The organism is Methylobacterium iners (assembly GCF_022179305.1).
GTDB lineage: Bacteria > Pseudomonadota > Alphaproteobacteria > Rhizobiales > Beijerinckiaceae > Methylobacterium > Methylobacterium iners.
The window spans coordinates 1-23,798 of sequence record NZ_BPQP01000026.1 but is presented as its reverse complement, the minus strand read 5'-3'; the positions used below and the strand labels follow the sequence as shown (position 1 = coordinate 23,798).

At 71.1% G+C, this 23,798-nt stretch carries 23 protein-coding genes; 9 read left to right on the top strand and 14 right to left on the bottom strand.

Annotated elements, in window-relative coordinates; genetic code table 11:
* The 5 genes from MFF55_RS08995 to fabA form a co-directional block, all read right to left on the bottom strand.
* Window positions 1–774 (bottom strand): putative HlyD family type I secretion protein (locus MFF55_RS08995; RefSeq protein WP_238243747.1); only part of this gene is annotated, 774 nt, incomplete at its 3' end.
* Entirely contained in the window at window positions 774–2,612 is a 1,839-nt protein-coding gene (locus MFF55_RS08990; RefSeq protein ID WP_283206718.1) for a type I secretion system permease/ATPase, read from the bottom strand. The genes MFF55_RS08990 and MFF55_RS08995, both read right to left, overlap by 1 nt.
* A 232-nt stretch (window positions 2,613–2,844) precedes the next feature.
* Window positions 2,845–3,675, bottom strand: a complete 831-nt coding sequence (gene fabI / locus MFF55_RS08985) for an enoyl-ACP reductase FabI (RefSeq protein ID WP_238243746.1) — start codon at window positions 3,673–3,675, stop codon at window positions 2,845–2,847.
* Window positions 3,676–3,795: 120 nt separating this feature from the next.
* Complete coding sequence (fabB, locus tag MFF55_RS08980; RefSeq protein WP_238243745.1) at window positions 3,796–5,022, bottom strand: beta-ketoacyl-ACP synthase I; 1,227 nt, start codon at window positions 5,020–5,022, stop codon at window positions 3,796–3,798.
* Window positions 5,023–5,118: 96 nt separating this feature from the next.
* Window positions 5,119–5,691, bottom strand: a complete 573-nt coding sequence (fabA, locus tag MFF55_RS08975) for a 3-hydroxyacyl-[acyl-carrier-protein] dehydratase FabA (protein ID WP_238243744.1) — start codon at window positions 5,689–5,691, stop codon at window positions 5,119–5,121.
* A 232-nt stretch (window positions 5,692–5,923) separates the two neighbouring features.
* On the opposite strand from fabA, the gene irr reads away from it, so the two are divergent.
* Window positions 5,924–6,430, top strand: a complete 507-nt coding sequence (irr, locus tag MFF55_RS08970) for a Fur family transcriptional regulator Irr (RefSeq protein WP_283206717.1) — start codon at window positions 5,924–5,926, stop codon at window positions 6,428–6,430.
* A gap of 4 nt (window positions 6,431–6,434) precedes the next feature.
* On the opposite strand, the gene MFF55_RS08965 is transcribed toward irr, so the two are convergent.
* The gene (locus MFF55_RS08965; RefSeq protein ID WP_238243743.1) at window positions 6,435–6,992 is read right to left on the bottom strand and encodes an SH3 domain-containing protein; all 558 of its coding nucleotides are present in this window, start codon (window positions 6,990–6,992) and stop codon (window positions 6,435–6,437) included.
* A 258-nt stretch (window positions 6,993–7,250) separates the two neighbouring features.
* On the opposite strand from MFF55_RS08965, the gene MFF55_RS08960 reads away from it, so the two are divergent.
* The gene (locus tag MFF55_RS08960) at window positions 7,251–8,255 is read left to right on the top strand and encodes a 2-hydroxyacid dehydrogenase (protein WP_238243742.1); all 1,005 of its coding nucleotides are present in this window, start codon (window positions 7,251–7,253) and stop codon (window positions 8,253–8,255) included.
* Window positions 8,256–8,341: 86 nt separating this feature from the next.
* A complete protein-coding gene (locus MFF55_RS08955) occupies window positions 8,342–9,229 on the top strand; it encodes an NAD(P)H-hydrate dehydratase (RefSeq protein WP_238243741.1) in 888 nt (295 codons plus the stop codon).
* A 60-nt stretch (window positions 9,230–9,289) separates the two neighbouring features.
* Here MFF55_RS08955 and MFF55_RS08950 read toward each other — a convergent pair whose 3' ends face one another.
* From MFF55_RS08950 to MFF55_RS08940, 3 genes are all read right to left on the bottom strand, one after another.
* Window positions 9,290–9,601 (bottom strand): hypothetical protein, encoded by a 312-nt coding sequence (locus MFF55_RS08950; protein ID WP_238243740.1) that lies wholly within the window; start codon window positions 9,599–9,601, stop codon window positions 9,290–9,292.
* 189 nt (window positions 9,602–9,790) lie between these two features.
* Window positions 9,791–10,723: an ABC transporter ATP-binding protein gene (locus tag MFF55_RS08945; RefSeq protein WP_238243739.1), complete on the bottom strand. Its 933-nt coding sequence runs from the start codon at window positions 10,721–10,723 to the stop codon at window positions 9,791–9,793.
* A gap of 16 nt (window positions 10,724–10,739) precedes the next feature.
* On the bottom strand, window positions 10,740–11,033 hold the full coding sequence (locus MFF55_RS08940; RefSeq protein ID WP_238243738.1) for a hypothetical protein: 294 nt from the start codon (window positions 11,031–11,033) through the stop codon (window positions 10,740–10,742).
* Between the two features lie 214 nt (window positions 11,034–11,247).
* Here MFF55_RS08940 and MFF55_RS08935 point away from each other — a divergent pair, with 214 nt between their 5' ends.
* The 3 genes from MFF55_RS08935 (at window position 11,248) to mepA (ending at window position 12,871) form a co-directional block, all read left to right on the top strand.
* Window positions 11,248–11,556, top strand: coding sequence for a DUF2293 domain-containing protein (locus tag MFF55_RS08935; protein ID WP_238243737.1), 309 nt, complete (start codon window positions 11,248–11,250; stop codon window positions 11,554–11,556).
* Between the two features lie 194 nt (window positions 11,557–11,750).
* Complete coding sequence (locus tag MFF55_RS08930) at window positions 11,751–11,888, top strand: hypothetical protein (RefSeq protein WP_238243736.1); 138 nt, start codon at window positions 11,751–11,753, stop codon at window positions 11,886–11,888.
* A gap of 59 nt (window positions 11,889–11,947) precedes the next feature.
* Window positions 11,948–12,871: a penicillin-insensitive murein endopeptidase gene (mepA, locus tag MFF55_RS08925; RefSeq protein WP_373874760.1), complete on the top strand. Its 924-nt coding sequence runs from the start codon at window positions 11,948–11,950 to the stop codon at window positions 12,869–12,871.
* A gap of 9 nt (window positions 12,872–12,880) precedes the next feature.
* Here the strand turns inward: mepA and MFF55_RS08920 are convergent, their stop codons facing one another.
* The 5 genes from MFF55_RS08920 to MFF55_RS08900 all read right to left on the bottom strand — a co-directional run bounded on the left by MFF55_RS08920 (window position 12,881) and on the right by MFF55_RS08900 (window position 21,154).
* Window positions 12,881–15,766, bottom strand: coding sequence for a sensor domain-containing phosphodiesterase (locus MFF55_RS08920; RefSeq protein WP_238243734.1), 2,886 nt, complete (start codon window positions 15,764–15,766; stop codon window positions 12,881–12,883).
* A gap of 189 nt (window positions 15,767–15,955) precedes the next feature.
* Window positions 15,956–17,251: a M16 family metallopeptidase gene (locus tag MFF55_RS08915; RefSeq protein WP_238243733.1), complete on the bottom strand. Its 1,296-nt coding sequence runs from the start codon at window positions 17,249–17,251 to the stop codon at window positions 15,956–15,958.
* Window positions 17,252–17,253: 2 nt separating this feature from the next.
* A complete protein-coding gene (gene thrC / locus MFF55_RS08910; RefSeq protein ID WP_238243732.1) occupies window positions 17,254–18,666 on the bottom strand; it encodes a threonine synthase in 1,413 nt (470 codons plus the stop codon).
* 54 nt (window positions 18,667–18,720) lie between these two features.
* Window positions 18,721–20,136 carry a methylenetetrahydrofolate--tRNA-(uracil(54)-C(5))-methyltransferase (FADH(2)-oxidizing) TrmFO gene (gene trmFO, locus MFF55_RS08905; RefSeq protein WP_238243731.1) on the bottom strand — a complete coding sequence of 472 codons (1,416 nt, stop codon included), beginning with the start codon at window positions 20,134–20,136 and terminating at the stop codon, window positions 18,721–18,723.
* 43 nt (window positions 20,137–20,179) lie between these two features.
* Window positions 20,180–21,154: a S1C family serine protease gene (locus tag MFF55_RS08900; protein WP_238243730.1), complete on the bottom strand. Its 975-nt coding sequence runs from the start codon at window positions 21,152–21,154 to the stop codon at window positions 20,180–20,182.
* A 215-nt stretch (window positions 21,155–21,369) separates the two neighbouring features.
* On the opposite strand from MFF55_RS08900, the gene MFF55_RS08895 reads away from it, so the two are divergent.
* Genes MFF55_RS08895 through otnI form a run of 3 tightly spaced genes read left to right on the top strand, consistent with a single transcriptional unit; the run spans window position 21,370 to window position 23,480 of the window.
* Window positions 21,370–21,921, top strand: a complete 552-nt coding sequence (locus MFF55_RS08895) for a sigma-70 family RNA polymerase sigma factor (protein ID WP_238243729.1) — start codon at window positions 21,370–21,372, stop codon at window positions 21,919–21,921.
* Window positions 21,918–22,646, top strand: coding sequence for an anti-sigma factor (locus MFF55_RS08890; protein ID WP_238243728.1), 729 nt, complete (start codon window positions 21,918–21,920; stop codon window positions 22,644–22,646). The genes MFF55_RS08895 and MFF55_RS08890 overlap by 4 nt, the downstream gene beginning before the upstream one ends.
* Before the next feature lie 39 nt (window positions 22,647–22,685).
* A complete protein-coding gene (otnI, locus tag MFF55_RS08885) occupies window positions 22,686–23,480 on the top strand; it encodes a 2-oxo-tetronate isomerase (RefSeq protein ID WP_238243727.1) in 795 nt (264 codons plus the stop codon).
* The last annotated feature ends 318 nt before the right edge of the window (window positions 23,481–23,798 follow it).

Below are 23,798 nucleotides of genomic sequence, written 5' to 3'. Positions count from 1 at the left end.
GATCTGGAGCTCGGTCTCGGTGATCTTGCCGCGGGCCGAGGCGGTCGAGGCGATGAGCTGGCCGCGCTCGCCCTCCAGCCGGGCCGCGTCGCGCTCGAGCGCGGTCACCCGCGAGAGCGGGATCAGGTTCTTGGCGAAGAGCTCGCGCACGCCCTTGAGCTCGCTGCCGATGAAGGCGATCTCGCGGTCCTTGGCCGCGGATTGCTCGGTGAGGCCCTTGATCTCCTCCCGCAGCTGCAGGACGCGCTCGCGCAGCTGCGACTTCTGGCCCTCGCGGCCGGCGACGCGGGCCGCGAACAGCCGCGTTTCGCCCTCGATCAGGTGGGCGACGGACGGATCGCTGTCCTTGCGCGCCACGAGCTCCGGCGGGAAGGCGATGGAGGAAGCGCCGTCGCGCTCGGCCTCGTCGCGGGCCCGCCTGGCGGCGAGTTCGTCGAGGGCCTTGCGCACGATGTCGAGGTTGGCCCGGGTCTGGGTGTCGTCGAGGCGGATCAGGACCTCGCCGGCCTTGACCCGCGTTCCCTCCCGCACGCGCAGCTCGCCGACGACGCCGCCGTTCGGGTGCTGGACCTTCTTCACCTCGGATTCCACGACGAGCTGACCGGGCGCGATGACCGCACCGGAGATCACCGTGAAGGTGGCCCAGCCGCCGACGCCGACGACGAGGGCGGCGCTGAGGCCGATCGCCAGCGCGAGGTGGCGGCGGATCGAGCCGTGTGCGGTCGGGCGCGGCAGGGCCGGCAGAGCGCCGCCGGGGCTGATGGAGATGGACATCAGGCGCTCTCCGCCAGGGTGACGGGGCCGGGGGGCTGCGCGCCCCCATCCCCCGGGGGTTTACTCCTGCCCGGACCCGGTCTTCCGCCGGGCTCGGGCTGGGCGACGGCGCGGGGCGAGGCGGGCTTGGCTGCGACGGCGGGCGGCGCCGGCGCGGGCCGCAGAACCTGCTTGAGGACCTCGTCCTTCGGCCCGAAGGCCTGAGCGCGCCCGTCGGCCATCATCAGGATCAGGTCCACGGCCGCCAGCGCGCTCGGCCGGTGGGCGACGACGATGCAGATGCCGCCGCGCTCGCGCACCCCCATGATCGCCCGGGTCAACGCATTCTCGCCCTCGTTGTCGAGGTTGGCGTTCGGCTCGTCGAGGATCACGAGGAAGGGGTCGCCGTAGAGGGCCCGAGCCAGCCCGATGCGCTGGCGCTGGCCGGCCGACAGGCCCGCCCCGCCCTCGCCGATGCGGGTGTCGTAGCCCTCCGACAGGCGCAGGATCAGTTCGTGGACGCCCGCGGCCCTCGCCGCCGCGATCACGTCCTCCGAGCGGGCGCCCGGATCAAACCGGGCGATGTTCTCCGAGATCGAGCCCGCGAACAGCTCCACCTCCTGCGGCAGGAAGCCGATATGCGGGCCGAGATCGGCACTCGACCATTGGTCGAGGGCGGCGCCGTCGAGGCGGACCTTGCCGCGGGCCGGCGGCCAGACGCCCACGAGGGCACGCACCAGCGAGGACTTGCCCGAGGCGCTCGGTCCGATGACGCCGAGCCCCTGGCCGGCCCGCAGGCCGAAGCTGAGGTCCTGCACCACCACGCGCTGCGTGCCCGGGGGAACGACGCTGACTCCCTCCGCGACGAGGGATTCGGTCGGTGCCGGCAGGGCGTGGGGATCGTTCGCGGCGGGGATGCGCGCGAAGAGCTCCGACAGGCGGGTCCAGCTCTGGCGGGCCTGGACGAAGCCGCGCCAGTTGGCGATGGCGAGCTCCGCCGGCGCCAGGGCGCGGGCCACCAGGATGGAGCTCGCGATGATGATGCCGGCCGAGGCCATGTTGTTGATGACGAGCCAGGCGCCCAGCGCCAGCACGCCCGATTGCAGCGCCATGCGGAAGACCTTGGAACCCGCCCCGAAGCCGCCCGCCACGTCCGCGACGTGCTGCTGGGTCATCATGTAGTCGCGGTTGGCCTCGCCCCAGCGCGCCGCGAAGCGGCCCTGCATGCCCATGGCGGCCAGCACCTCGGCGTTGCGCCGCCCGGCCTCGGCGAGGCCGTTGCGGCGCATGCCGTGGACCGTGGAAGCCTGCGAGGGCGCCCGCGTCGACCGGTCGGTCAGGTAGGTCAGGGCGGCCAGCACGCCGGCACCGATGAGGGCGGCGACGCCGATCAGCGGGTGGAACAGGAAGCAGATCACGAGGTAGATCGGCATCCAGGGAAGGTCGAACAGGGCCGAGGGACCGGAGCCCGCGAGGAAGCCGCGCAGCTGGTCGAGGTCGCGCAGCGGCAGGAGGCCGTCGCCCGGGGTCGCGCCCTTGAGCGGCGCGCGCACCACGATGTCGAAGACTCGGGCGCTGAGCGCCTCGTCCAGCGCCGCGCCGACCCGGGCCAGGATGCGCGAGCGCAGCGCCTCGAGCGCGCCCTGGAAGGCGTAGAGCACGAGGGCCAGCACCATCAGGCCGACGAGCGTCGGCACGCTGCGGCTCGGGATGACCCGATCGTAGACCTCCAGCATGAAGAACGAGCCCGTCAGGTAGAGGACGTTGATGAGGCCGCTCATCACGCCGACGCCGATGAAGGCCGTCCTGCACCGCGCCAGGGCCGAAACGATCTCGGCTGAATCGCGTCCCTTCACCACTACCCGCTCCCGCTCGCACGTTCCTCGCCGGATCCGCGGGCGTCTCGCCGAGCAATCCGGACCGACGCCCTACCGGAGCGATCCGACATCAGCGTGACGGCTCCGTTACGACCGAACACGATTTCGGGCGACCGTGACCCATACCACACAACCGGCCCGGCGGCTCTGCAACGGCCGCGGCAACTTCGCGCCGGAACCGCTGCGACGTCGATCCGTGGAAGCTCGCTCGGCCCTACTCGGTTCCGACGACGCCGGCCTCGTCCTGGGCCTGCAGCACGTCCGGACGGGGCATCGAGATGATGTTGTAGCCGGAATCCACGAAATGGACTTCGCCGGTCACTCCGCCGGACAGAGGCGAGAGCAGGTAGAGCGCCGAGCCCCCCACCTCCTCCATCGTCACCGTCCGCCGCAGGGGCGCGTGCGCCTTCTGGTGGTTGAACATGAGGCGCGCGTCGGCGATGCCGGCCCCCGCCAGCGTGCGCATCGGGCCCGCCGAGAGGGCGTTGACCCGGATGCCGTCGGGGCCGAGGTCGCCGGCGAGATAGCGCACGGAAGCCTCCAGCGCCGCCTTGGCCACCCCCATGACGTTGTAGTTGGGCATGACCCGGGTCGAGCCGCCATACGTCAACGTCAGGAGCGAGCCGCCCGCGCGCATGCGCTTGGCCGCCCGCTGGGCAACCTCGGTGAAGGAGAAGCAGGAGATCGTCATCGTGCGCGAGAAATTCTCGCGGGTGGTGACGTCGACGTAGCGGCCCTTGAGCTGCCCCTTGTCCGAGAATCCGATGGCGTGGACGACGAAGTCGATGCCCTCGGGAAAGCGCTCGTCGAGCCTCGCGAAGGTCGCGTCGAGGCTCGCCAGATCCTCGACGTCGCAGGGGATAACGGTGTCGGAGCCGAGGGAGGCGGCCAGCGGTGCGACGCGGCGCCCGAGCGCTTCGCCCTGGTAGGTGAAGGCGAGCTCGGCGCCGTGGGCGTGCAGGGTCTTGGCGATGCCCCAGGCGATCGAGTGGTCGTTGGCGACCCCCATGACCAAGCCGCGCCGGCCTGCCATCAAACCCGTCATGCCGTCTCCCCTGGACCCGTTACGAGGGAGGCGGTCTACCTGCTCCCTCCCACTCTGTCATTCCGGGGCTGCGTAGCAGAGCCCGAAATGACACAGCGGGGCTTGGTCTGACGTGCGCCGTCAGGCGTCGACGTGCTTCAGCACCAGCGTCGCGTTGGTGCCGCCGAAGCCGAAGGAATTCGAGAGGACGTGCCCGAGCTGCACCCCGTCGCGGCGCTGGCGCAGGATCGGCATGTCCGCGAAGGCCGGGTCGATCTCGTCGATATGGGCGCTCTCGCAGATGAAGCCCTCTCGCATCATCAGGAGCGAATAGATCGCCTCCTGCACGCCGGTCGCCCCGAGGGAATGGCCGGTCAGGGACTTCGTCGCCGCGATCGGCGGGCAAGCCTCGCCGCGGCCGAAGACCTCCCGGATCGCCTCGATCTCCTTGTCGTCGCCAACCGGCGTCGAGGTGGCGTGCGGATTGATGTAGTCGATCCGCGCACCTTTCAGGCCGGACAGGGCCTGGCGCATGCAGCGGACCGCACCCTCGCCGGAGGGCGCGACCATGTCGTGCCCGTCCGAGGTCGCGCCGTAGCCCGCGACCTCGCCGTAGATCCGGGCGCCGCGGGCACGGGCGTGCTCGAGCTCCTCGAGGACGAGGACGCCGGCGCCGCCCGCGATCACGAAGCCGTCGCGGTTCACGTCGTAGGCGCGGGACGCCCGGGCGGGCGTGTCGTTGTACTTCGCGGACATCGCGCCCATCGCGTCGAACAGGACGGAGAGCGTCCAGTCGAGATCCTCGCAGCCGCCGGCGAAGATGATGTCCTGGCGACCGCCCTGGATGATCTCCGCGGCGTTGCCGATGCAATGGTTCGAGGTCGCGCAGGCCGAGGCGATCGAGTAGTTCACGCCCTTGATCTTGAACCAGGTCGCGAGCGTCGCCGAGGCAGTCGAGGACATCGCCTTGGGCACCGCGAAGGGGCCGACGCGCTTGGGGCCCTTCTCACGGGCGATCGCGGCGGATTCCACGATGACCCGGGTGGAGGGTCCGCCCGAGCCCATGATGATGCCGGTGCGGTCGTTCGAGACGTCGCCCGGCTCGAGACCCGAATCCCGGATCGCCTGATCCATCGCGACGTGGTTCCAGGCGGTACCGCCGCCGTGGAAGCGCATGGCGCGGCGGTCGACGACCGTCTCGGGGTCGAGGCTCGGCCGGCCCTCGACCTGGCTGCGGAAGCCGTGCTCGGCGTAGGAGGGCGAATGCGCGATGCCGGACCGCGCGTCCCTCAGGGAGGCGGCGACTTCGTCGGCGTTGTTGCCGATGGACGAGACGATGCCCATCCCGGTGATCACGACACGGCGCATGAAGGACGCAGCTCTCCCGGGCGCCGGCCAGCGAGCGCCGACGCATCCTGCGTCACGTAGGACGATGCCGCGGCAATCTCAACCGGTCAGGCCCGCTCAGCCGCCGGCGGGGCTCTGCGCCTGGAACAGGGCGACGCGCAGATCCTTCGCCTCGTAGATGCGCCGGCCGTCGGCCTCGAGCCAGCCGTCGGCGATGCCGAGCACGAGCTTGCCCTGGCGCACGCGCATGATGTCGATGCCGTAGACGACCTTTCTGACGGTCGGCAGCACCTGGTCGGTGAACTTCACCTCGCCGACGCCGAGCGCGCGGCCACGGCCCGGGGCGCCCAGCCAGCCGAGATGGAAGCCGACGAGCTGCCAGAGCGCGTCGAGGCCGAGGCAGCCGGGCATCACCGGATCGTTCTTGAAGTGGCAGCCGAAGAACCAGAGGTCGGGTCGGACGTCGAACTCGGCGAGGACGTGGCCCTTGCCATGCGCGCCGCCCTCGGTGCCGATCGAGACGATCCGGTCGAACATCAGCATCGGCGGGAGCGGCAGCTGGGCGTTGCCGGCCCCGAACAGCTCGCCGCGCCCGCAGGCGAGCAGATCCTCGTAGGAGAACTGCGAGGCCCGCGCCGGGCTCGAAGGCGCGGCGTCGGACGCGCCGTTGCTGTGGGAATCGGACGACATGCGGGCGGTTCGGTCCTCGTTGAGCGGGGCTGGCCCGCTGCAGGTCCTCGAAAGCGGCGCCTCGTTACCATAGTGCCCGAACGGCTCAAAGCCGGGGCCTCACGACGGGCCCTGCGCCGGTCAGTCCTGTGCGCGGTGCAAGCCTCGCGATCACCCTCGGGTTGCGACGCCGCCGCTGGTTCCGTATAACTCAGGCTTAAATTTCCGCCGTCAGCGAGATATCAGCGTCGCCATGTCCAACCTGCTCGCCCTGCAGACTGCCCTGAATGCGCGGGCCACCGCCGCCATGGGTGAGGCGGGCGGCGCGCGCCGGGGCTGTCCGCTCTCGGATCTCCGCGACCGCCTGCGCCGGGCGGGCCTGCGCCCGACGCGGCAGCGCCTCTCCCTCGGCTGGCTGCTGTTCGGCCGCGGCGACCGCCACCTGACCGCCGAGATGCTCTACGACGAGGCCATGCGGGCCAAGGTGCCGGTGTCGCTCGCCACCGTCTACAACACCTTGCACCAGTTCACGGAAGCCGGCCTGCTGCGCCAGCTCGCGCTCGACGGCTCGAAGGCCTATTTCGACACCAACCCCAGCGAGCACCACCATTTCTTCCTCGAGGAAGAGGGCCAGGTCCTCGACATGCCCGATTGCGGCATCACGGTGGAATCGCTCCCCGACGCGCCCGAGGGCATGGAGATTGCCGGCGTCGAGGTGATCGTCAGGCTGCGCCGCCGCTCCGGCCACCGCCAGGCCTGATCGCTCAATCCACCTTCTCGTTGGGATAGACGCCCCAGAGGCGGTCCTGGCGGATGTAGCCGTCGACGTCGCCGCCCCTCTGGGGCAGGGCGACGATGACCCGGCACCAGCTCCCGTTGCAGTTCTTCACGCTGCCGATCACGCCGGCCTGCAGGCGGGCCTCCTCGCCAGAGCGCTCGTCGGCCCGGGCGTAGAGCGGCACCGCCGCGGCCTTGTCGCCGCCCCGACCCGCCGTGACGATCGAGGTCCGCCGGCCCGACAGGAGCGAGTGCAGGACCCAGCCCTCGGTGCCCTCCGAATCGCGGATGCGGCGCCAGGTCTCGAATTCCGCGATGATCTCGATCGGCAGTCCCGCCCGCTGGAACACCCAGAGGGTGCGATGATCCTTGGAGGGACCCTCGCGCAGGTTCACGCGGTCGGTCTTGAGGCTGGCGTAGCGCGGCAGCGGCAGCTTGGTGACGGGGCCGGTGGCGACCTCAGGAGGCGCGCCCGTAGGCGCCGCCTGGACCTGCGACACGGCGGCGAGCACGGAGCAGGCCATCAATCGAGCGAGGAAGCGCATCGTCCGTCTCCTGTCCCGGCTCATCGCGCCCGAGCGCGCGGCATGTTCGGCACGTTGTGTTCCGGCCTTGCTCTGCTAGAGAGGCCGAGGGCCGCAAGCCGATGGGCTTTCGACCTTCGGCACCTGTTTGGCCGACACGTGGTTAACAATGGCGTAAAGCCGGGCCGCGATCCCCGGGGCAAGGCCGGCGCGCCGGATCGGCCGCGCGCGGACCGGGTCTCGCAGGGTGAGCGCCGAGCGCGGCCGCAGGGAGGGTTCATGCCGTCGTTGAAGCGCAAGCCGCTCGTCGTGGTCACGCGTCGCCTGCCGGAAGCGGTGGAGGCGCGCATGCGCGAGCTGTTCGATTGCCGCCTCAACCCGGACGATCAGCCCCTCGGACAGGAGGATCTCGCGGGCGCGCTGCGCGAGGCCGACGTGCTCGTTCCCACGGTGACCGACGAGATCGACGCCGCGCTGCTGGCTCAGGCCGGGCCGAACCTGCGGCTGATCGCGAATTTCGGCAACGGCGTCGATCATATCGATGTCGGGGTGGCGCTCGAGCGCGGAATCACGGTGACCAATACGCCGGGCGTGCTGACCGAGGACACCGCCGACATGACCATGGCGCTCATCCTCGCCGTGGCCCGCCGGGTGACGGAGGGCGCGCGCATCATCCCCGACGACGCCTGGGACGCCGGCTGGTCGCCGACCTGGATGCTGGGGCGGCGCATCACGGGCAAGCGCCTCGGCATCGTCGGCATGGGCCGGATCGGCCAGGCGCTGGCGCGGCGTGCCAAGGCCTTCGGCCTGCAGATCCACTACCACAATCGCCGCCGCGTCCCCGCCGCGATCGAGGGCGAGCTCGAGGCGACCTACTGGGAATCCCTCGACCAGATGCTAGCCCGCGTCGACATCGTCTCGGTGAACTGCCCCCACACCCCGGCGACCTACCACCTGCTGTCGGCCCGGCGCCTCAAGCTCCTGAAGCCGGAGGCGATCGTCGTGAACACCGCCCGCGGCGAGGTCATCGATGAGAATGCGCTGGCGCGCCTCATCGAGGCCGGCGAGATCTCGGCCGCGGGCCTCGACGTGTTCGAACAGGAGCCAGCCGTGAGCCCGCGCCTCGTGAAGCTCGCCCGCTCAGGGAAGATCGTGCTCCTGCCGCATATGGGCTCGGCCACCCACGAGAGCCGCACCGACATGGGCGAGAAGGTCATCATCAACATCAAGACCTTCATGGACGGCCACCGCCCGCCGGACCGCATCCTCCCGAGCATGCTCTGAGGGCCGGGACCGGCCGCTCGTAACGCGGGTTAATGCGGCGGTCGGGCGGCACGGCTCTCCTGCCACCCCGTTCGAGCGAGGCCCCGATGTCACAGCCGGTCGAGCTGACCCGCGAAATCCTGCGCGGCATGCCTCTGCCGCAGCCGGAACCCGATGCCGGCAGCAAGGATGCCCGCGGCGGTGTGCTGGTGGTCGCCGGCAGCCGTGAATTGCCCGGCGCCGCGCTGCTCGCCGCCACCGCCGTTCTCCGCGCCGGCGCGGGCCGTCTCCGGGTCGCCACCGGCCGCAGCCTGGCGCTCGCCCTCGGCCTCGCCATGCCGGAGGCGATGGTGATCGGACTGCCGGAGACCGCGCGCGGCGGTTTGAGGCCAGGGGCAGGGCGGTTGCTCACGAGCCACGCCGCGGCCTGCCAGTCGCTCCTGATCGGCCCTGGCCTGAATGGTGACGCGGGCACCCGCGATGTGCTGCGGACGCTGCTGACCGCGCATCCGGACAAGCCCGTGATCCTCGACGCCGGTGCCCTCACAGATTTGGGAGCGCAGCGGTCCATCCTGGAGAAGCGATCAGCGCCCGTGCTCCTGACCCCGCATGCCGGCGAGATGGCGCGGCTCCTCGGCCGGGATCGGTCGGCGATCGAGGAAGATCCACTCGCGGCTGCGCGGGAAGCCGCCCAGGCCTTTCGAGCAACGGTGATCATGAAGGGCGCGCGCACACATGTCGTGTCGCCCCAGGGTGAAGCCTGGCTCCACGAGGGCGGCCATGTCGGCTTGGCCACCTCGGGCTCCGGCGACGTGCTCGCCGGTATCCTCGCCGGTCTCCTGGCACGCGGTGCAGAGGCCGCGGCGGCAGCGCTCTGGGGCGTCCACCTGCACGGGGAAGCGGGGTGCCGTCTGGCAGAGGAGGAGGGCCCGCTCGGCTTTCTCGCTCGCGACCTCCCGGCGCAGATCCCCCGCCTGATGGCGGAGCTCGACTGAGAGCTTCTCGGGCGCCGCAGCTCCCGTGGCCGCGGCACCCGTCTCGCGATCCGCGGAGGCTTACTTCTGCTGCCGCCCGCCCACGGCGCTGTCGGCGCCGGAGGTGTTGGTCATCTGGCCGGACAGGCCGCTGGTGTTGCCGTCGCCGGAGATGTCGACATCCGTCTCGCGGTTGGCGGCGTGATCCTGGTACTGCTCGGTCTGAACGGTCTTGCTGTCGAGGCCGCGCTCGTCGCTGTGCCGGGACTTGTCGCGGTTGCTCAGCACCATGTTCTCCTCGAGGATGCCTTCCGGCAGGTCCGTCATCGCACCCGAACCCGAGCCCTTGCCCTGCGAGCCGGGACCCATCGTGTGCTTGTTCGCCTTGGCCATCGCGTTGCTTCCTTCAGCATGGCTGGTCGGTTGCCGTCTCAGGAAGGGAACCACGCGGCCGGCGAAAGGTGCGAGCTGAGCCTGGGAAATTCTCCTCCGTCCTGCCGGGAACCCGTCCGCCCCGCGCGGTTGCGAGCGTGGCAGAGAGGCGGATGACGCTGCTTCGCCGTGGATCCGCCGCCCCGCGGTTTATGCTTCCGTGGCCGCCGTCCGGATCGCCGACAGGGTTAGGACCCGCGGATCGTTGCCCAAGACGGTGAGACGGTCGGCGCCGGTCGCGAGCATGAGCGCCAGCGCGTCCTTGAGCGAGCTGCCTGGCTCGATCGGTGGCGCCCCCCCGGCCTCACCCGGCGTGGCGAGCGAGCCCGCGTTCAGCAGGGCGAGACGGCGCAGGGCACGATCCTCGCCGACGAAGCTCGCGACGAAGGCGTCGGCGGGTCGGGCCAGCAGGTGATCCGGCGCGTCGGCCTGGACGATGCGGCCCTCCCGCATCAGCACCACTTGGTCGCCCAGGCGCACGGCCTCGTCCATGTCGTGGGTGACGACGATCACGGTCTTGCCGAGATCCCGCAGGATGGCGCCGATATCCGCCTGCAGCCGGCCGCGTACGACCGGGTCGACGGCGCCGAAGGGCTCGTCCATCAGGAGGATGGGCGGATCGGCCGCGAGCGCGCGGGCGACGCCCACCCGCTGGCGCTGACCGCCGGAGAGTTCGTCGGGCCGTCGCTGACGGTACTGCGCCGGGTCGAGGCCGACGAGGTCGAGCATGGCATCGACCCGTGCCGCGACGCGCGCGCGCGTCCAGCCGAGCAGGGCCGGCACCGTGCCGACGTTCTCGGCCACCGTCCGATGGGGGAAGAGGCCGACGCCCTGCAGGACATAGCCGATGGAGCGGCGCAGGCGGATCGGGTCGATCCGCATCACGTCCTCGCCCGCGACGCGCACGTGCCCGGAATTCGGCTCGACCAGCCGGTTGACCATGCGCAGGGTCGTGGACTTGCCGCAGCCCGAGGGGCCGATCAGCGCGCAGATGGTGCCGGCCGGCACCGTCAGGTCGAGCGTGTCGACGGCCGGGCGATCCGCGCCGGGGAACCGTTTCGAGACGGCTTCGAACGCGATCACCGGCAGGGCCGCGGGATCAGCAGCCCTTGCAGATCGAGCCCATGGTGGTGCGCATCTTGTTGTCCCAGGCCTTGTCGCGGGCGGCGGCGGCGCGCTGGGCCTTCAGCATGTCGGCCTCGGTCGAGGCCTTCGAGAAGGGCGCGCCGGGGGTCTGACGGTCGGCGGCGCCCGGCGGCTTGGTCGCGCCCGTCGCGGTGATGCTGCGGTGGGGGCGGGCGCCGTTCGGCTGCTGAGCCGATGCGGGCAGGGCGAGCAATCCGATCGCGGGCAGGCAGACGAGGAGGGCGGAGGCGACTAGGCTTCGGCGCATAACAATCGATTCCTCGAGAAACGCGGGACGCGGAGGCAAGCCAGGCCGGCCCCCGGACGACCGCGCGACATTCCCCTATCGCGGAGAATGGCTCAGATTATGACGGCGGCCACGACCGGCCACGGCCCACGTTACAGGGCAGGTGAGGGCCGCAGCATGGTGCTGCAAGGCTGAAGAAAAGGTGATGTGCCGTGCCGCACCAGGAGCGAGGGGCATGAACCGTCGCGAGGCCGTGGCGGCCGCGCTCACCCTGCTCGCGCCGCGCCTGCTGGACTTCGAGGCGGAGGCCGTGCTGACGCGTGCGCTGACGAGCCCCGGCTTGCGGGGCGCCGCGCCTCCGAACGCAGCCTGGCTCGCCCTCGTGGCCTATGCCCGCCACGCCTTCACCGAATACGACGCCCTTCTCGACGAGGGGTACGACCGGGACAGCGCCCGCCACTTCGTCCTCGACGAGCTCAACGACGTGCTCGCCGGGTGGGGCGTGCGCCGCCGGATCGAGGAGGAACCGGAGGCGGAGCTCTGATCGCATCCGAAACCGGTTCATCGCTCGGCAGAGGGGATCAACATCCGAGGCGCCCTGGCCTGTCCGCTCGCTGTAAGGGGGTGCCGAGAGCCGTCCGCCCTGCGACAGCGAAACAAGGTCACGTCATGCAGATCAGCGCGCGACGTCATCACGGGGACGGTCGTCGCCATCGACGAGGGCCCCACGACGCCCACGTGAAAATCGAGATCGCCGCCGGCCAGACCGTCACCGCAGCGATCACCAACGAGGCCGTCGACAGCCTCAAGCGGTCCGTCGGCGCACCGGCCTGCGCCGTCATGAAACCCTCCGACGTCATGGTCGCGGTGGACTGAGCCGCTCACCGAATGTCTCGACGGGTCCGGGGCGGATGGTCTAGCCTCGCTTCATGCCGATCCCGCTTCGCCCGACCCGCCTCGCCCTCGCCGCGTTCCTGGCCGTCGGCATGCCCGCTCATGCCCAGGACCGCGGCAGCGTGAACCCGAAGCCGCTGCCGCCGCTCGCCAATCCGGACGCGCCCTCGACCCCGGCCAAGGAGCTGTTCGGCCGCGCGACGACGCCCGCGCCGGGCCCCTCCGAGGCCTACGGCGGCTACGCCAAGGGCTGCTTCTCCGGCGGCGAGGCGCTGGCCGTCGATGGGCCGAACTGGCAGGTGATGCGCCTGTCGCGCAACCGGATGTGGGGCACGCCGCACCTCGTCAATTTCATCGAGCGCCTGGCCGGGAAGGCGCCCCGCGCCGGCTGGCCGGGCCTTCTCGTCGGCGACATGTCCCAGCCCCGCGGCGGCCCCATGCTGACGGGCCACGCCTCGCATCAGCTCGGTCTCGACGCCGATATCTGGCTCACCCCGATGCCGAACCGGCGCCTGAGCCGCGCCGAGCGCGAGGAGATGTCGGCGACGAACGTCGTGCGGGCCGACCGCCTCGACATCGATCCCGACGTCTGGACGCCCGAGCACACGAAGCTGATCCGGATGACCGCGCAGGAGCGGGAGGTCGCCCGCATCTTCGTCAATCCGGCGATCAAGAAGGCCCTGTGCCGCGAGGCCGGCGGCGACCGCGGCTGGCTCAACAAGGTCCGCCCGATGTACGGGCACAATTACCATTACCACATCCGCCTCTCCTGCCCGGGCGGGGAGGCGGCCTGCGACGACCAGGCGGCCCCGCCCCCCGGGGACGGCTGCGGTGAGGAACTGGCCTACTGGTTCAGCGACGCCGTGCTGAACCCGAGAAAGTCGACGACGCCACCCAAGGCGCGGCCACCCATGACGATGGCCGCCCTGCCGGCCGCCTGCCGCACGGTGCTCAAGGCGCGCTGACCGGCGACCTCAAGCCGCCTCCGGCGCCGCCCCGACGAGCTGACGGGCCTGGAGCATCGACATCGGCTCGCCGAAGGCGAAGCCCTGGGCGTAGTCGCAGCCGAGTTCGGCGAGCGCCTGCGCATCGGCCTCGGTCTCGGCGCCCTCGGCGATGATGGCGAGGCCGAGTTCCTGGGCCATCCTCACGATCGAGCGCAGAATGGCGGTCTGGCCGGTGGCGATCTGGCGGACGAAGGATTGATCGATCTTGATCGTGTCGAAGGGGAAGCGCTGCAGGTAGGACAGGGCCGAGTACCCGGTTCCGAAATCGTCGAGCGACAGGCCGGCGCCGAGGTCGTGGATGCGCGCCAGCATCTGGGCGGCGTATTCCGGGTTCTCCATCACCAGGCTCTCGGTGAGCTCCAGCTTGAGCGAGCCCGGCAGCACGCCGGAGCGGGCGAGCACGGTCTTCACGTCGTGCAGGAGGTCGTGGCGCAGGAGCTGGCGCGAGGACACGTTCACGGAGGCGAAGATCGGCGGTTCGACGTCCAGCGAGCGCTGCCAGGCGGCGAGCTCGATCGCGGCCCGCTCCAGCACGAAGACGCCGAGATTGACGATGAAGCCGTTCTCCTCGGCCGCCGGGATGAAGGTCGCGGGCGGGATGCGGCCGAGCTTCGGATGGTCCCAGCGCAGCAGGGCCTCGAACCCCGCCACCGTGCGGTCCTCCAGACGGACGATCGGCTGGAACAGCACCTTCATCTCGTTGCGCTCGAGCGAGCGGCGCAGGTCGCTCTCGAGGACGAGGCGATCGCTGCGCTCGTTGCGCATGTTGGCGCGGAAGATCTCGATGCGGTCGCCGCCGGCCCGCTTGGCCTGGATCATCGCGATCTCGGCGTTCTTGAACACCTCCTCGCGCTTCAGGTTCGCGCCGGTCTCGTGGAGGGTGAGGCCTGCCGAGACGGTGAGGAAGATCTCGCGGTCGGCATAGGTGATCGGCGTCGCGATGGCCCGGCGGATCATCTCGGCGAAGGCGAGGATGCGGTCGGGGTCGCGCTCGGAGAGCAGGATCAGCGCGAACTCGTCGCCGGAGACCCGGGCCAGCGTGTCCTGCGGGCGCAGCAGGCGGCCGAGCCGGCGAGAGAGGGTGAGGAGGATCGAGTCCCCGGCCGAGAGGCCGATCGCGTCGTTGATCGCCTTGAACCGGTCGATGTCGAGGACGATCGTCGTCGGCTTCAGGCGCGGGTCCTGGCTCGCGAGGGCGAGGGCCGCGTCGAGGCGGTCGTGGAAGAGCTCGCGGTTCGGCAGGCCGGTGAGGCTGTCGTGGACCGCGTCGTGCAGCAGGCGCTCCTCGGCGGTCTTGACCTCGGTCACGTCGGCGATGGTGCCGACGATCCGGATCACCTCGCCGTCGGTCCCGATCACCGGACGCGCCTTGAGGCGGTACCAATGATAGGGGCCGGCCTGGGAGCGCAGGCGGAAATCGTGGACGATGCGGCCGCGGCGCTCCTCGATCACGCTGTCGAGGGCGGCGGAGTAGCGGTCCTTGTCGAAGGGGTGGAGCAGGCCGAGCCAGTTCGCGGCCGGCCCCTCGAGCGTTCCGCGCTTGAGCCCGAGCTGACCCTCGATCTCCTGACCGGCGAAGACCCGGTCGCCCGGCACGTCCCAGTCGAAGACGACGTCGCCGGCGCCGGTGAGCGCCAGGGCCCGGCGCTCGGTGTCGGAGACCAAGGCATGGGTGAGGCCGCCGCCGGCGAAGGCGTGCTGCATCACCGTGAACCCGATCAGCATGACGATGAGCACGAGTCCGCCGATCAGCGCCGGCTGCACGAGGTCGCTGCCGATCTGCCCGGTGATGGCGAAGCCCGCCGCGACCACCCAGAACAGCAGCAGGAACCAGGTCGGCACCAGCAGGATGGCGCGGTCGTAGCCGTTATGGGCGGCGAGGTAGACGATCAGCAGCAGGCCCACACCCGCGACCGCCGCGATCGAGATGCGGGCGACGCCCGCCGCCACCGGCGGATCGAACACCGCGAGCCCCACGAGGCCGGCGAGGAAGGCGAGCCAGAAGAAGGCGACGTGGCTGTAGCGCACGTGCCAGCGGGAAAGGTTCAGGTAGGCGAAGAGGAAGACGAGAAGGGTGGCGCCGAGCACGGCCTCGGCGGAGGCGCGGTAGATGCGCTCGGCCCCCTCCGTGACGGGAAAGATGCGCTGCAGGAAGCCGAAATCGATGCAGGCATAGGCGAGCACGGACCAGGCGAGCGCGGCGGCGGCCGGGAAGATGATCGCGCCCTTCACGACGAAGATGATCGTGAGGAACAGGGCGAGCAGCCCGGCGATGCCGATGATGATGCCCTTGTAGAGGGTCAGCCCCGTCGATTTCTTGCGGTAGGCCTCCTGCTCCCAGAGGTAGACCTGGGGGATGTTCGGGCCGCGCAGCTCGGCGACGAAGGTGACGGTGGCGCCGGGATCGACGGTGATGACGAATTGGTCGGCCTCCGGGTTCTCGTCCCGCTCGGGCCGGATGCCCTGGCTCGCGGTGATCGCAGCGATGCGCGATCCCCCGAGGTCCGGCCAGATCACGCCGGAGCCGACGAGGCGGAAATGCGGGGCGACGAGGAGCCGGTCGATCTGCTCGTCGGTGTCGTTGGTGAGCGCGAACACCATCCAGTCGGGCCGTGCCCCGGCATCGCGCGCCTTGACCACGATGCGGCGCACGATCCCGTCCTTGCCCGGCGCGGTCGAGATCTGGATCAGGTCGCCGTCCGAGCGGTAGCGCTCGATCATCGGCGTGAGGTCGATCGCCGGCGCGTCGAGAGTGATGCGCACGGCCTCCACCGCCCGCGCCGGCAGGCTGAGCGCGAGGACGCCGAGCAGCGCCGTCACGAGGGTGGCGAGGACGGATGAGGCAATACGCAACGGGCGAGGATTCCGGCCGGGCGGCGTCACCGGCGAGTACGGCTCAGTTCGGTGCAGAGTCGTACCGATGGGTGCCTGTCCGGGCAAGGCGCGGAAGCTCCCGCGAGGGAGGCACCCACCGCTTCCTGCCCAGGGCGAAGGCCTTCGATCACCGCCTTTTGCGGCCAAAACATGCCGGTCGCCGCACCCTCACCCGGCCCGCAGGCCCGCCGCGATCTGCTCGAGAGGTGGCAGCTTGCGGATCGGGCCGATCGCCGACAGCGTCGGGGTGCCGGCCAGCAACCGGCGACCGGCCTCGCGCACGTCCTCGACCTCGATCGCGTCGACCTTGGCGATGACCTCCGCGGCCGGGATCACGCGGCCCCAGGACAGGAGCTGGCGGGCGTTGCGCTCGATGCGGCCGCCGGGCGTCTCGAGGGCGGAGAGCAGGGCGACCTTGAGCTGCGCCTTGGCGCGGGCGATCTCGACCGTGTCGAGGTCGGAGACCGCCTTGACGGTCGCCGCGATCGTCACGTCCACGAGCTCGGCGAGGTCGCCGCCGGAGCAGCCCGCCCCGATCCCGAACAGGCCGCAATCCGAGAAGGGCCAATGGAAGGCCTGGATCTCGTAGGCGAGGCCGCGGGTCTCGCGGACCTCGTGCCAGAGCCTGGAAGTCAGGCCGCCGCCCAGCACCTGCGCGAACATGTGGAGCGCGTAGTAGCCGTCGTCGCGGAAGGAGAGGCCGGGCAGGCCGATGACGAGGTTGGCCTGTTCGAGCTTCTTGGCGAGGCGCCGCTCCCCGCCGACATAGATGCCGGGCACGGTCTCGGGCGCCTGCGCGGGCTTGAGCGACCCGAAATGCCGCTCGGCCGCCTCGACGATCGCGTCGTGCGAGATGGCGCCGGCGGCGGCCAGCACGATCCGGTCGGGCGTGTATTCGCGGGCGATGTAGACTTCGATCCCGTCGCGGTCGAAGCTCGTGATCGTCTCAGGCCTTCCGATGATCGGGCGGCCGATCGGCTGGTCGGGGAAGGCGGCCTCGGTGAAGGCCTCGTAGACGACGTCGTCCGGGGTGTCCTCGATCGCCGCGTATTCCTGGAGGATCACGCCCTTCTCGCGGGCGAGCTCGCCTTCGTCGAAGACCGAGTTCGTGAGGATGTCGCCGATCACGTCGAGGGCGACGCCGGCATCCTCGCCGAGCACCCGGGCGCTGTAGCTCGTGCCCTCGGCGCTCGTGGCGGCGTTGATGTCGCCGCCGACATTCTCGATGTCCTCGGCGATCCTGCGTGCGGAGCGGGTCCGCGTGCCCTTGAAGGCCATGTGCTCGATGAGGTGGCTCAAGCCGTGCTCGTCGGCGCGCTCGTGCCGCGAGCCGGCGCCGACCCAGACCCCGAGCGTCGCCGTGGCGACGCCGGGCATCGCCTCCGTCGCCACGGTGAGGCCGTTGGCCAGCCGGGTGATCTTGAGGTCCGGCGAGGCGCCGTGGGTCGCGAAGTGCTGGTTCATGCTCAGGCGGCTTTCGTGACGCGCGAGCGCTCGCGGATGAAGGTTTCGACCGCCGCCTGATCGTTGGGAACCCGCGCGAAGCGCTCGGGGCGGTCCAGGAGATCCGCGAGGTGCGGCGGCAGGGCGGGGCGCAGGCCGCCGGTCGCGGCGACGACCGCGTCCGGGAACTTCGCCGCATGCGCGGTGGCGAGCGCGACGACCGGCGTGCGCGGGTCCTTGTCGAGGAGCTTGCGCCCGGCATGGACGCCGATCGCGGTGTGGGGATCGATGACGAGGCCGGTCTCGCGATGGGTCCGCGCGATCTCGGCCTTCACCGCGGGTTCCGGGACGGCGGCGGCGTCGAACTCGTCGCGCACCGTTCGGAGCACCGGCTCGTCCAGGCTGAACCCGCCCGATTGCCTCAGGCCCGCCATGAGCCGGCCGAGGCTTGAGGAGTCCCGGCCCAGGGCCTCGAACAGCAGACGCTCGAAATTCGAGGAGATCTGGATGTCCATCGACGGCGAGGTGGTCGGCTGGACGCCGCGGACCTCGTAGGCCCCGTGCTCCAGGGTGCGCGCGAGGATGTCGTTGGCGTTGGTGCCGATCATCAGGCGATCGATCGGCAGTCCCATCCGCTTGGCGACCCAGCCGGCGAGGATGTCGCCGAAATTGCCGGTCGGCACGGCATAGGAGATGGGCCGGTGGGGCGCGCCGAGCGCCACCGCGCTCGTGAAGTAATAGACCGACTGCGCCGCGACGCGGGCCCAGTTGATGGAGTTTACGCCCGACAGCTTCAGGTCCTCGGCGAAATCCGCATGCTGGAACAGGGCTTTGACGATGTTCTGGCAATCGTCGAAATTGCCGTCGATGGCGATGGCATGGACGTTCTCGGCATCTACCGAGGTCATCTGCCGGCGCTGCACCTCCGAGACCCGGCCCTCCGGGAACAGGATGAAGATGTCGACCTGGTCGAGCCCGCGGAAGGCCTCGACCGCGGCGCTGCCGGTATCGCCCGAGGTCGCGCCGACGATGGTCGCGCGGGTGCCGCGGGCGCGCAGCACGTGGTCCATCAGGCGGCCGAGGAGCTGCATCGCCACGTCCTTGAAGGCGAGCGTCGGGCCGTGGAAGAGCTCCAGCAGGAAGAGGTTGTCGTCGAGCTGGACCAGGGGGCAGACCGCCTTGTGCCGGAAGGTGGCGTAGGAATCCTCGATCATCCGGTCGAGGTCGGAATCGGCGATCTCGCCGTCGATCAGGGGCCTGAGCACGACCTTGGCCGCATCCGCGTAGCGGGCGCCGGCGAGCCCGGCGATGGTCTCGCGGGAGATCTGCGGCCAGGTCTGGGGCACGTAGAGGCCGCCGTCGCGGGCGAGCCCGGCGAGAAGCGCGTCGGAAAAGTTGAGCGGCGCGGCGGCGCCGCGGGTCGAGACGTGAAGCAAAGGGGCCTCCGAGGGAAGGCGCTCCCTCTACACGATGCGAGGGGACGTGTCGCCCTACTCGGCCGCTTCGCGCCGCTCCCCGTCGCCGATCCAGGCGGCGAGGTCGGCCCGCGCCCGGTCGGTCAGCGCGCGCTTCTTGGCGAGCGCCTTCTCCGGCCCGCGCAGGCGCCGGCCAGCCTCTCCCTTGGGGGCCTGGTCGAGGGGCGGGAACAGGCCGAAATTGACGTTCATCGGCTGGAAGGAGCGGGGCGCGCCCGCATCCTCGGCGGGGATGTGCCCGCCGGTGATGTGGCCGATCAGCGCCCCGAGCGCCGTCGTCGTCGGCAGGGGCGCCAGGCTCCGGCCCTCCCGCTCGGCCACGGCGAAGCGGCCGGCGATCAGTCCCGTCGCGGCGCTCTCGACATAGCCCTCGCAGCCGGTGATCTGGCCGGCGAAGCGCAGGCGCGGTTGCGCCCTGAGGCGCAGGGTCGGATCGAGGAGGCGGGGGCTGTCGAGATAGGTGTTGCGGTGGAGGCCGCCGAGCCGCGCGAACTCGGCCTTCTCCAACCCCGGGATCGTGCGGAAAACCCGGACCTGCTCGGAATAGGTCAGCTTCGTCTGGAAGCCGACCATGTTGTAGAGGGTGCCCAGCGCGTTGTCCTGCCGGAGCTGGACGATGGCGCAGGCCTTCACCGTCGGGTCGTGCGGATTGGTGAGGCCGACGGGCTTCATCGGCCCGTGGCGCAGGGTCTCGGGGCCGCGCTCGGCCATGACCTCGATGGGAAGGCAGCCGTCGAAATAGGGGGTCGAGGCCTCCCATTCCTTGAACGAGGTCTTCTCGCCCGCGATCAGCGCCTGGATGAAGGCGTCGTACTGCTCGCGGTTCAGCGGGCAGTTGATGTAGTCGGCCCCCGTGCCGCCGGGGCCGGCCTTGTCATAGCGCGACTGGAACCAGGCCTTGTCCATGTCGATGGAATCGCGGTGCACGATCGGCGCGATCGCGTCGAAGAAGGCCAGCGCCTCGGCGCCCGTCAGCCCGCGGATCGCCTCGGCGAGCGCCGGGGAGGTGAGGGGGCCGGTGGCGATGATGACCTGATCCCACTCGGGCGGCGGCAGGCCCTCGACCTCCTCGCGGGCGATCGTGACCAGCGGATGCGCCTCAAGCGCGCGGGTGACGGCGCCGGCGAAGCCCTCGCGGTCGACGGCGAGCGCGCCGCCGGCGGGCACCTGATGGGCGTCGCCCTCGCGCATGATGAGAGAGGCGAGGCTCCGCATCTCCTGGTGCAGCAGGCCGACGGCGTTACCGTTGGCGTCGTCGGAGCGGAAGGAGTTCGAGCAGACGAGCTCGGCGAGGTCCGAGCTCTTGTGGGCCTCGGTGCCGCGCACCGGCCGCATCTCGTGGATGACGACGGCGTGGCCGGCCTGCGCGATCTGCCAGGCGGCCTCGGAGCCGGCGAGCCCGCCGCCGATGATGTGGATGGGTTGCGTCATCGCGACGGGATAGACTTAGCGCAGGATCGGGGCAACGGCCGGCTCAGTGCAGCTGGGGCGTCACGAGGAACCGCTCGCGGTCGCCGGAGGTCACGGAGAGCTTCAGCACCGTGCCGTCCCGCCGCACCGTCAGCGGCACCCGCACCCCGGCCTCGCCGAGCGCCCAGACCTGGCGGAAGAAGCCGGCGAGGTCGGCGACCGGTTCGCTGGCCACCGCGACGATGACGTCGCCCGCGCGCAGGTCGGCGCTCTCGGCCGGCCCGTCATCGGCCAATCCCATCACCACCACCGCGCCCTCGCCCTCCGTGGCGTAGAGGCCGAGCCAGGGGCGGGGCGGCCGGTCGGCCCGCCCGCGGCGCACGAGGTCGTCGAGGATCGGCGGCAGGAGATCGATCGGCACGATCATGTTGATCGCCCGCGCCGCGCCGGTGCCGCCCTGCTGGAGCTGCAGCGAGCCGATGCCGAGGAGCTCGCCCTCCCGGCTGATCAGGGCGGCGCCGCCCCAATGCGGATGCGAGGGCGCGGTGAAGAGCGCGTCGTCGAGCACGTATTCCCAGTAGCCGGCGAATTCCTGCCGGGCGATCACCTGCACGGCGACGCAGCGCTGGCGCCCGCCCGCGCCCGCGACGACGGCCTGGTCGCCGACCCTGACGGTCCCCGAGCGTCCGAAGGGAAGGGCGGGCAGATCGAGGGCGCCGAGCGCCTGAACGAGGCCGAAGCCGGTCACGGCGTCGTAGCCGACCACGTGCCCGGGCAGCGAGCGCCCGTCGTGCGTCGTGAGCCACACGGTCTCAGCCTCCATCACCAGGTAGCCGATGGTGAGGACAAGGCCGTCCTCGCCGATGACGACGCCGTTGCCGGCCCGCTCGGTCCCGAGCGTCTCGGCGGTGAACGCCTCGGGCGGCACCCGCGTCGAGAGCGAGACGATCGCGGTCAGCGCCCGCTCGAAGTCGTAGCCGTAATCGCCGGGCTTCGGCTGCGCGGCGGCGGGAATCTTCCAGTCTCCCTGCGAGGCCATGCCCACACTCCCTCTCCGCTCATCCTGCCGGATTCGGAGATAGGTCGCGGGCCCGACCGCCGACAGCCTCGCGCGGCGAAGCGTCCGGCGCATCCACACCGGTCCTGCGCGATGCGGTAGCGCGCAGCGGCGCGCTGCATTACGGTCCGCGCCAACGTTCCCGCCAGATCGAACGGCTTTCGGACCCATGTCGCGCAGAGAGGACGCTTCGCCCCGTGCGTGACGACGCCACCCTCCTGCGTCTGATCGCGGAGATCGCCCGCGGCGACGAGGCGGCCCTGAAGGCGCTCTACGAAGCCACCGCCCCGAAACTTTTCGGCGTCGTGCTGCGTATCCAGAGAGATCGCACCGCGGCAGAGGACGTCCTTCAGGACGTGTACCTGCGGATCTGGCAGAGCGCGGGCTCGTACCAGCCGTCCGCCGGTGCCCCGATGCCGTGGCTCTGCGCGATCGCCCGCAACCGCGCGATCGACGTCGTGCGCCGCAAGGGCGAGGTGCAGGGGCCTGTGACCGAGGACGGGGAGGACTGGGTGGAACGGCTCGCCGACCCGCATGACAGCGAAGGTGCGATCCTCGGACGCGACGCGTTGCGGGCCTGCCTCTCGCGCCTCGACACGACGCAGCGCGACTGCATCGTGCTCGCCTATTGCGAGGGCTACTCGCGCGAGGAGCTCGCCGCCCGCTACGACCGGCCCGTCAACACGATCAAGACCTGGCTTCACCGCGGCCTCTCCGCCCTGCGCGGCTGCCTGGAGCCGGCGGCATGAGCGGCGATCCAGACGACCGCGACCTCCGGGCGGCCGAATATGTGCTGGGCACCCTCTCCGCCTCGGAGCGGGCGGCGATGGAGCTGGAGCGCACTGTCGATCCGAACACCGAGGCGGCCGTGCGGGGATGGGAGCGGCGGCTCGCGCCCCTCGCGGGGATCGTGCCTCCTGCCGCCCCGGGCTCCCGCGTCTGGGCCGCCATCGAGGCGGCCCTGCGCGGCCGTGCCGTCGCGCCCGCCCCCGCGCCCGCGAACGACAACCGCGTCGCCGAGCTTGCCCGGGCGGTCCGGCGCTGGCGATGGACCGCGGCGGGTGCCGGCGCCCTGGCGGCGGGTCTCGCCCTGTTCATCTTCCTGGGCGAGGTCGCGGGCCTGCGACCCGGCGCGCCGCAGTCGCGTTACCTCGCCGTCGTGAACCGGGGCGGCGAGGCGCCCGCCCTCCTGATCAGCATCGACGTGGCCGCCGGGACGGCGCAGGTGCGCCCCGTCGGCGCCGAGGCGCCGGCCGGCAAGAGCCTCGAGCTCTGGTATGTCGGTGCGGGACAGGCGCCGAAATCGCTGGGCGTGATCGGGACGGAGGCCAAGCGCCTTCCCCTGCCGGCCGCCTCCGACCCGGCGGGCCTGTCGGAAGGCCTCTTCGCCGTCTCGGTCGAGCCCCCGGGCGGCTCGCCGACCGGCGCCGCGACGGGGCCCGTCGTCTACACGGGCAAGCTGATCCGGGAGTGACGGCGCAGGCTCGCGCGACCGTCCGGGACTGAAACGCCGATGCCGCGCCTTGCCGCCAACCTGAGCCTGCTCTTCACCGAGCTTGCGTTCCTCGACCGCTTCGCGGCGGCCGCCGAGGCCGGCTTCGCGGTCGTGGAGTTCCTGTTCCCCTACGAGCACCCGCCAGAGGCGATCGCGGAGCGGCTTCGGGCGAACCGGCTCGAGCTCGCCATCTTCAACCTGCCGCCCGGGGATTGGGCGGCCGGCGAGCGCGGCCTCGCCGCCCTGCCCGACCGCTTCGACGAGATGGCCCGCGGCGTCGAGACCGCCCTGGCCTATGCGGCGGCCACGGGCGTCCGGCGCCTTCACCTCATGGCGGGGCTCGCCGACCGGCGGGACCCGGCGGCGCGGCAGGCCTATGGCCGTGCTCTGCGCCACGCGGCGACGTGGCTCGCCGCGAACGGCATCGATCTCCTGATCGAGCCGATCAACGCCCGCAGCATGCCGGGCTACTTCCTGGATGATTTCGACGCCGCCGCGGATCTCGTCGCGGGGATGCAGGCCGAAGGCGTCGCCAACATCCGGCTCCAGTTCGACATCTTCCACTGCCAGATCCTGCACGGGGACGTGACGACCCGGCTCGCGCGCCTGATGCCCTTGATCGGGCACGTGCAGATCGCGAGCGTGCCCCATCGGGCCGAGCCCGGCACGGGCGAGCTGAACGACGCCTTCGTCCTCGCGGCGCTCGACCGGCTCGGCTATGCCGGCTTCGTCGGCTGCGAGTACCATCCGCGGCAGGGCACGCGGGCCGGACTCGCCTGGCTGGCGCCGTATCTGGACGCGTCGCGGGGGTGATGCCGGGCGCCGGTCGATCGCATCGGTCATGCGCCTCCCAACCCTCGGCGCGCGGTCATGGCGTTCCCGAATCACCTGGTCGCTATGCGCGGGAGCTGCGACGGAACTCCCTCTCCCAGGGGGAGAGGGTTGGGGTGAGGGGAGTAGATTCTCCGGAGAGGGCACGCCCCTCACCCTGTCCCTCTCCCCCTAGGAGAGGGGACCTGCGGGTCACGCGGCGAGCCTTGATGATGGTCACCAGCCTTCTCGACCTGAGTTGCGTGAACCCGATCGCGCAACTGGACGAGCCACACGACTTCGGCTCCGCGCGCTGCGAGC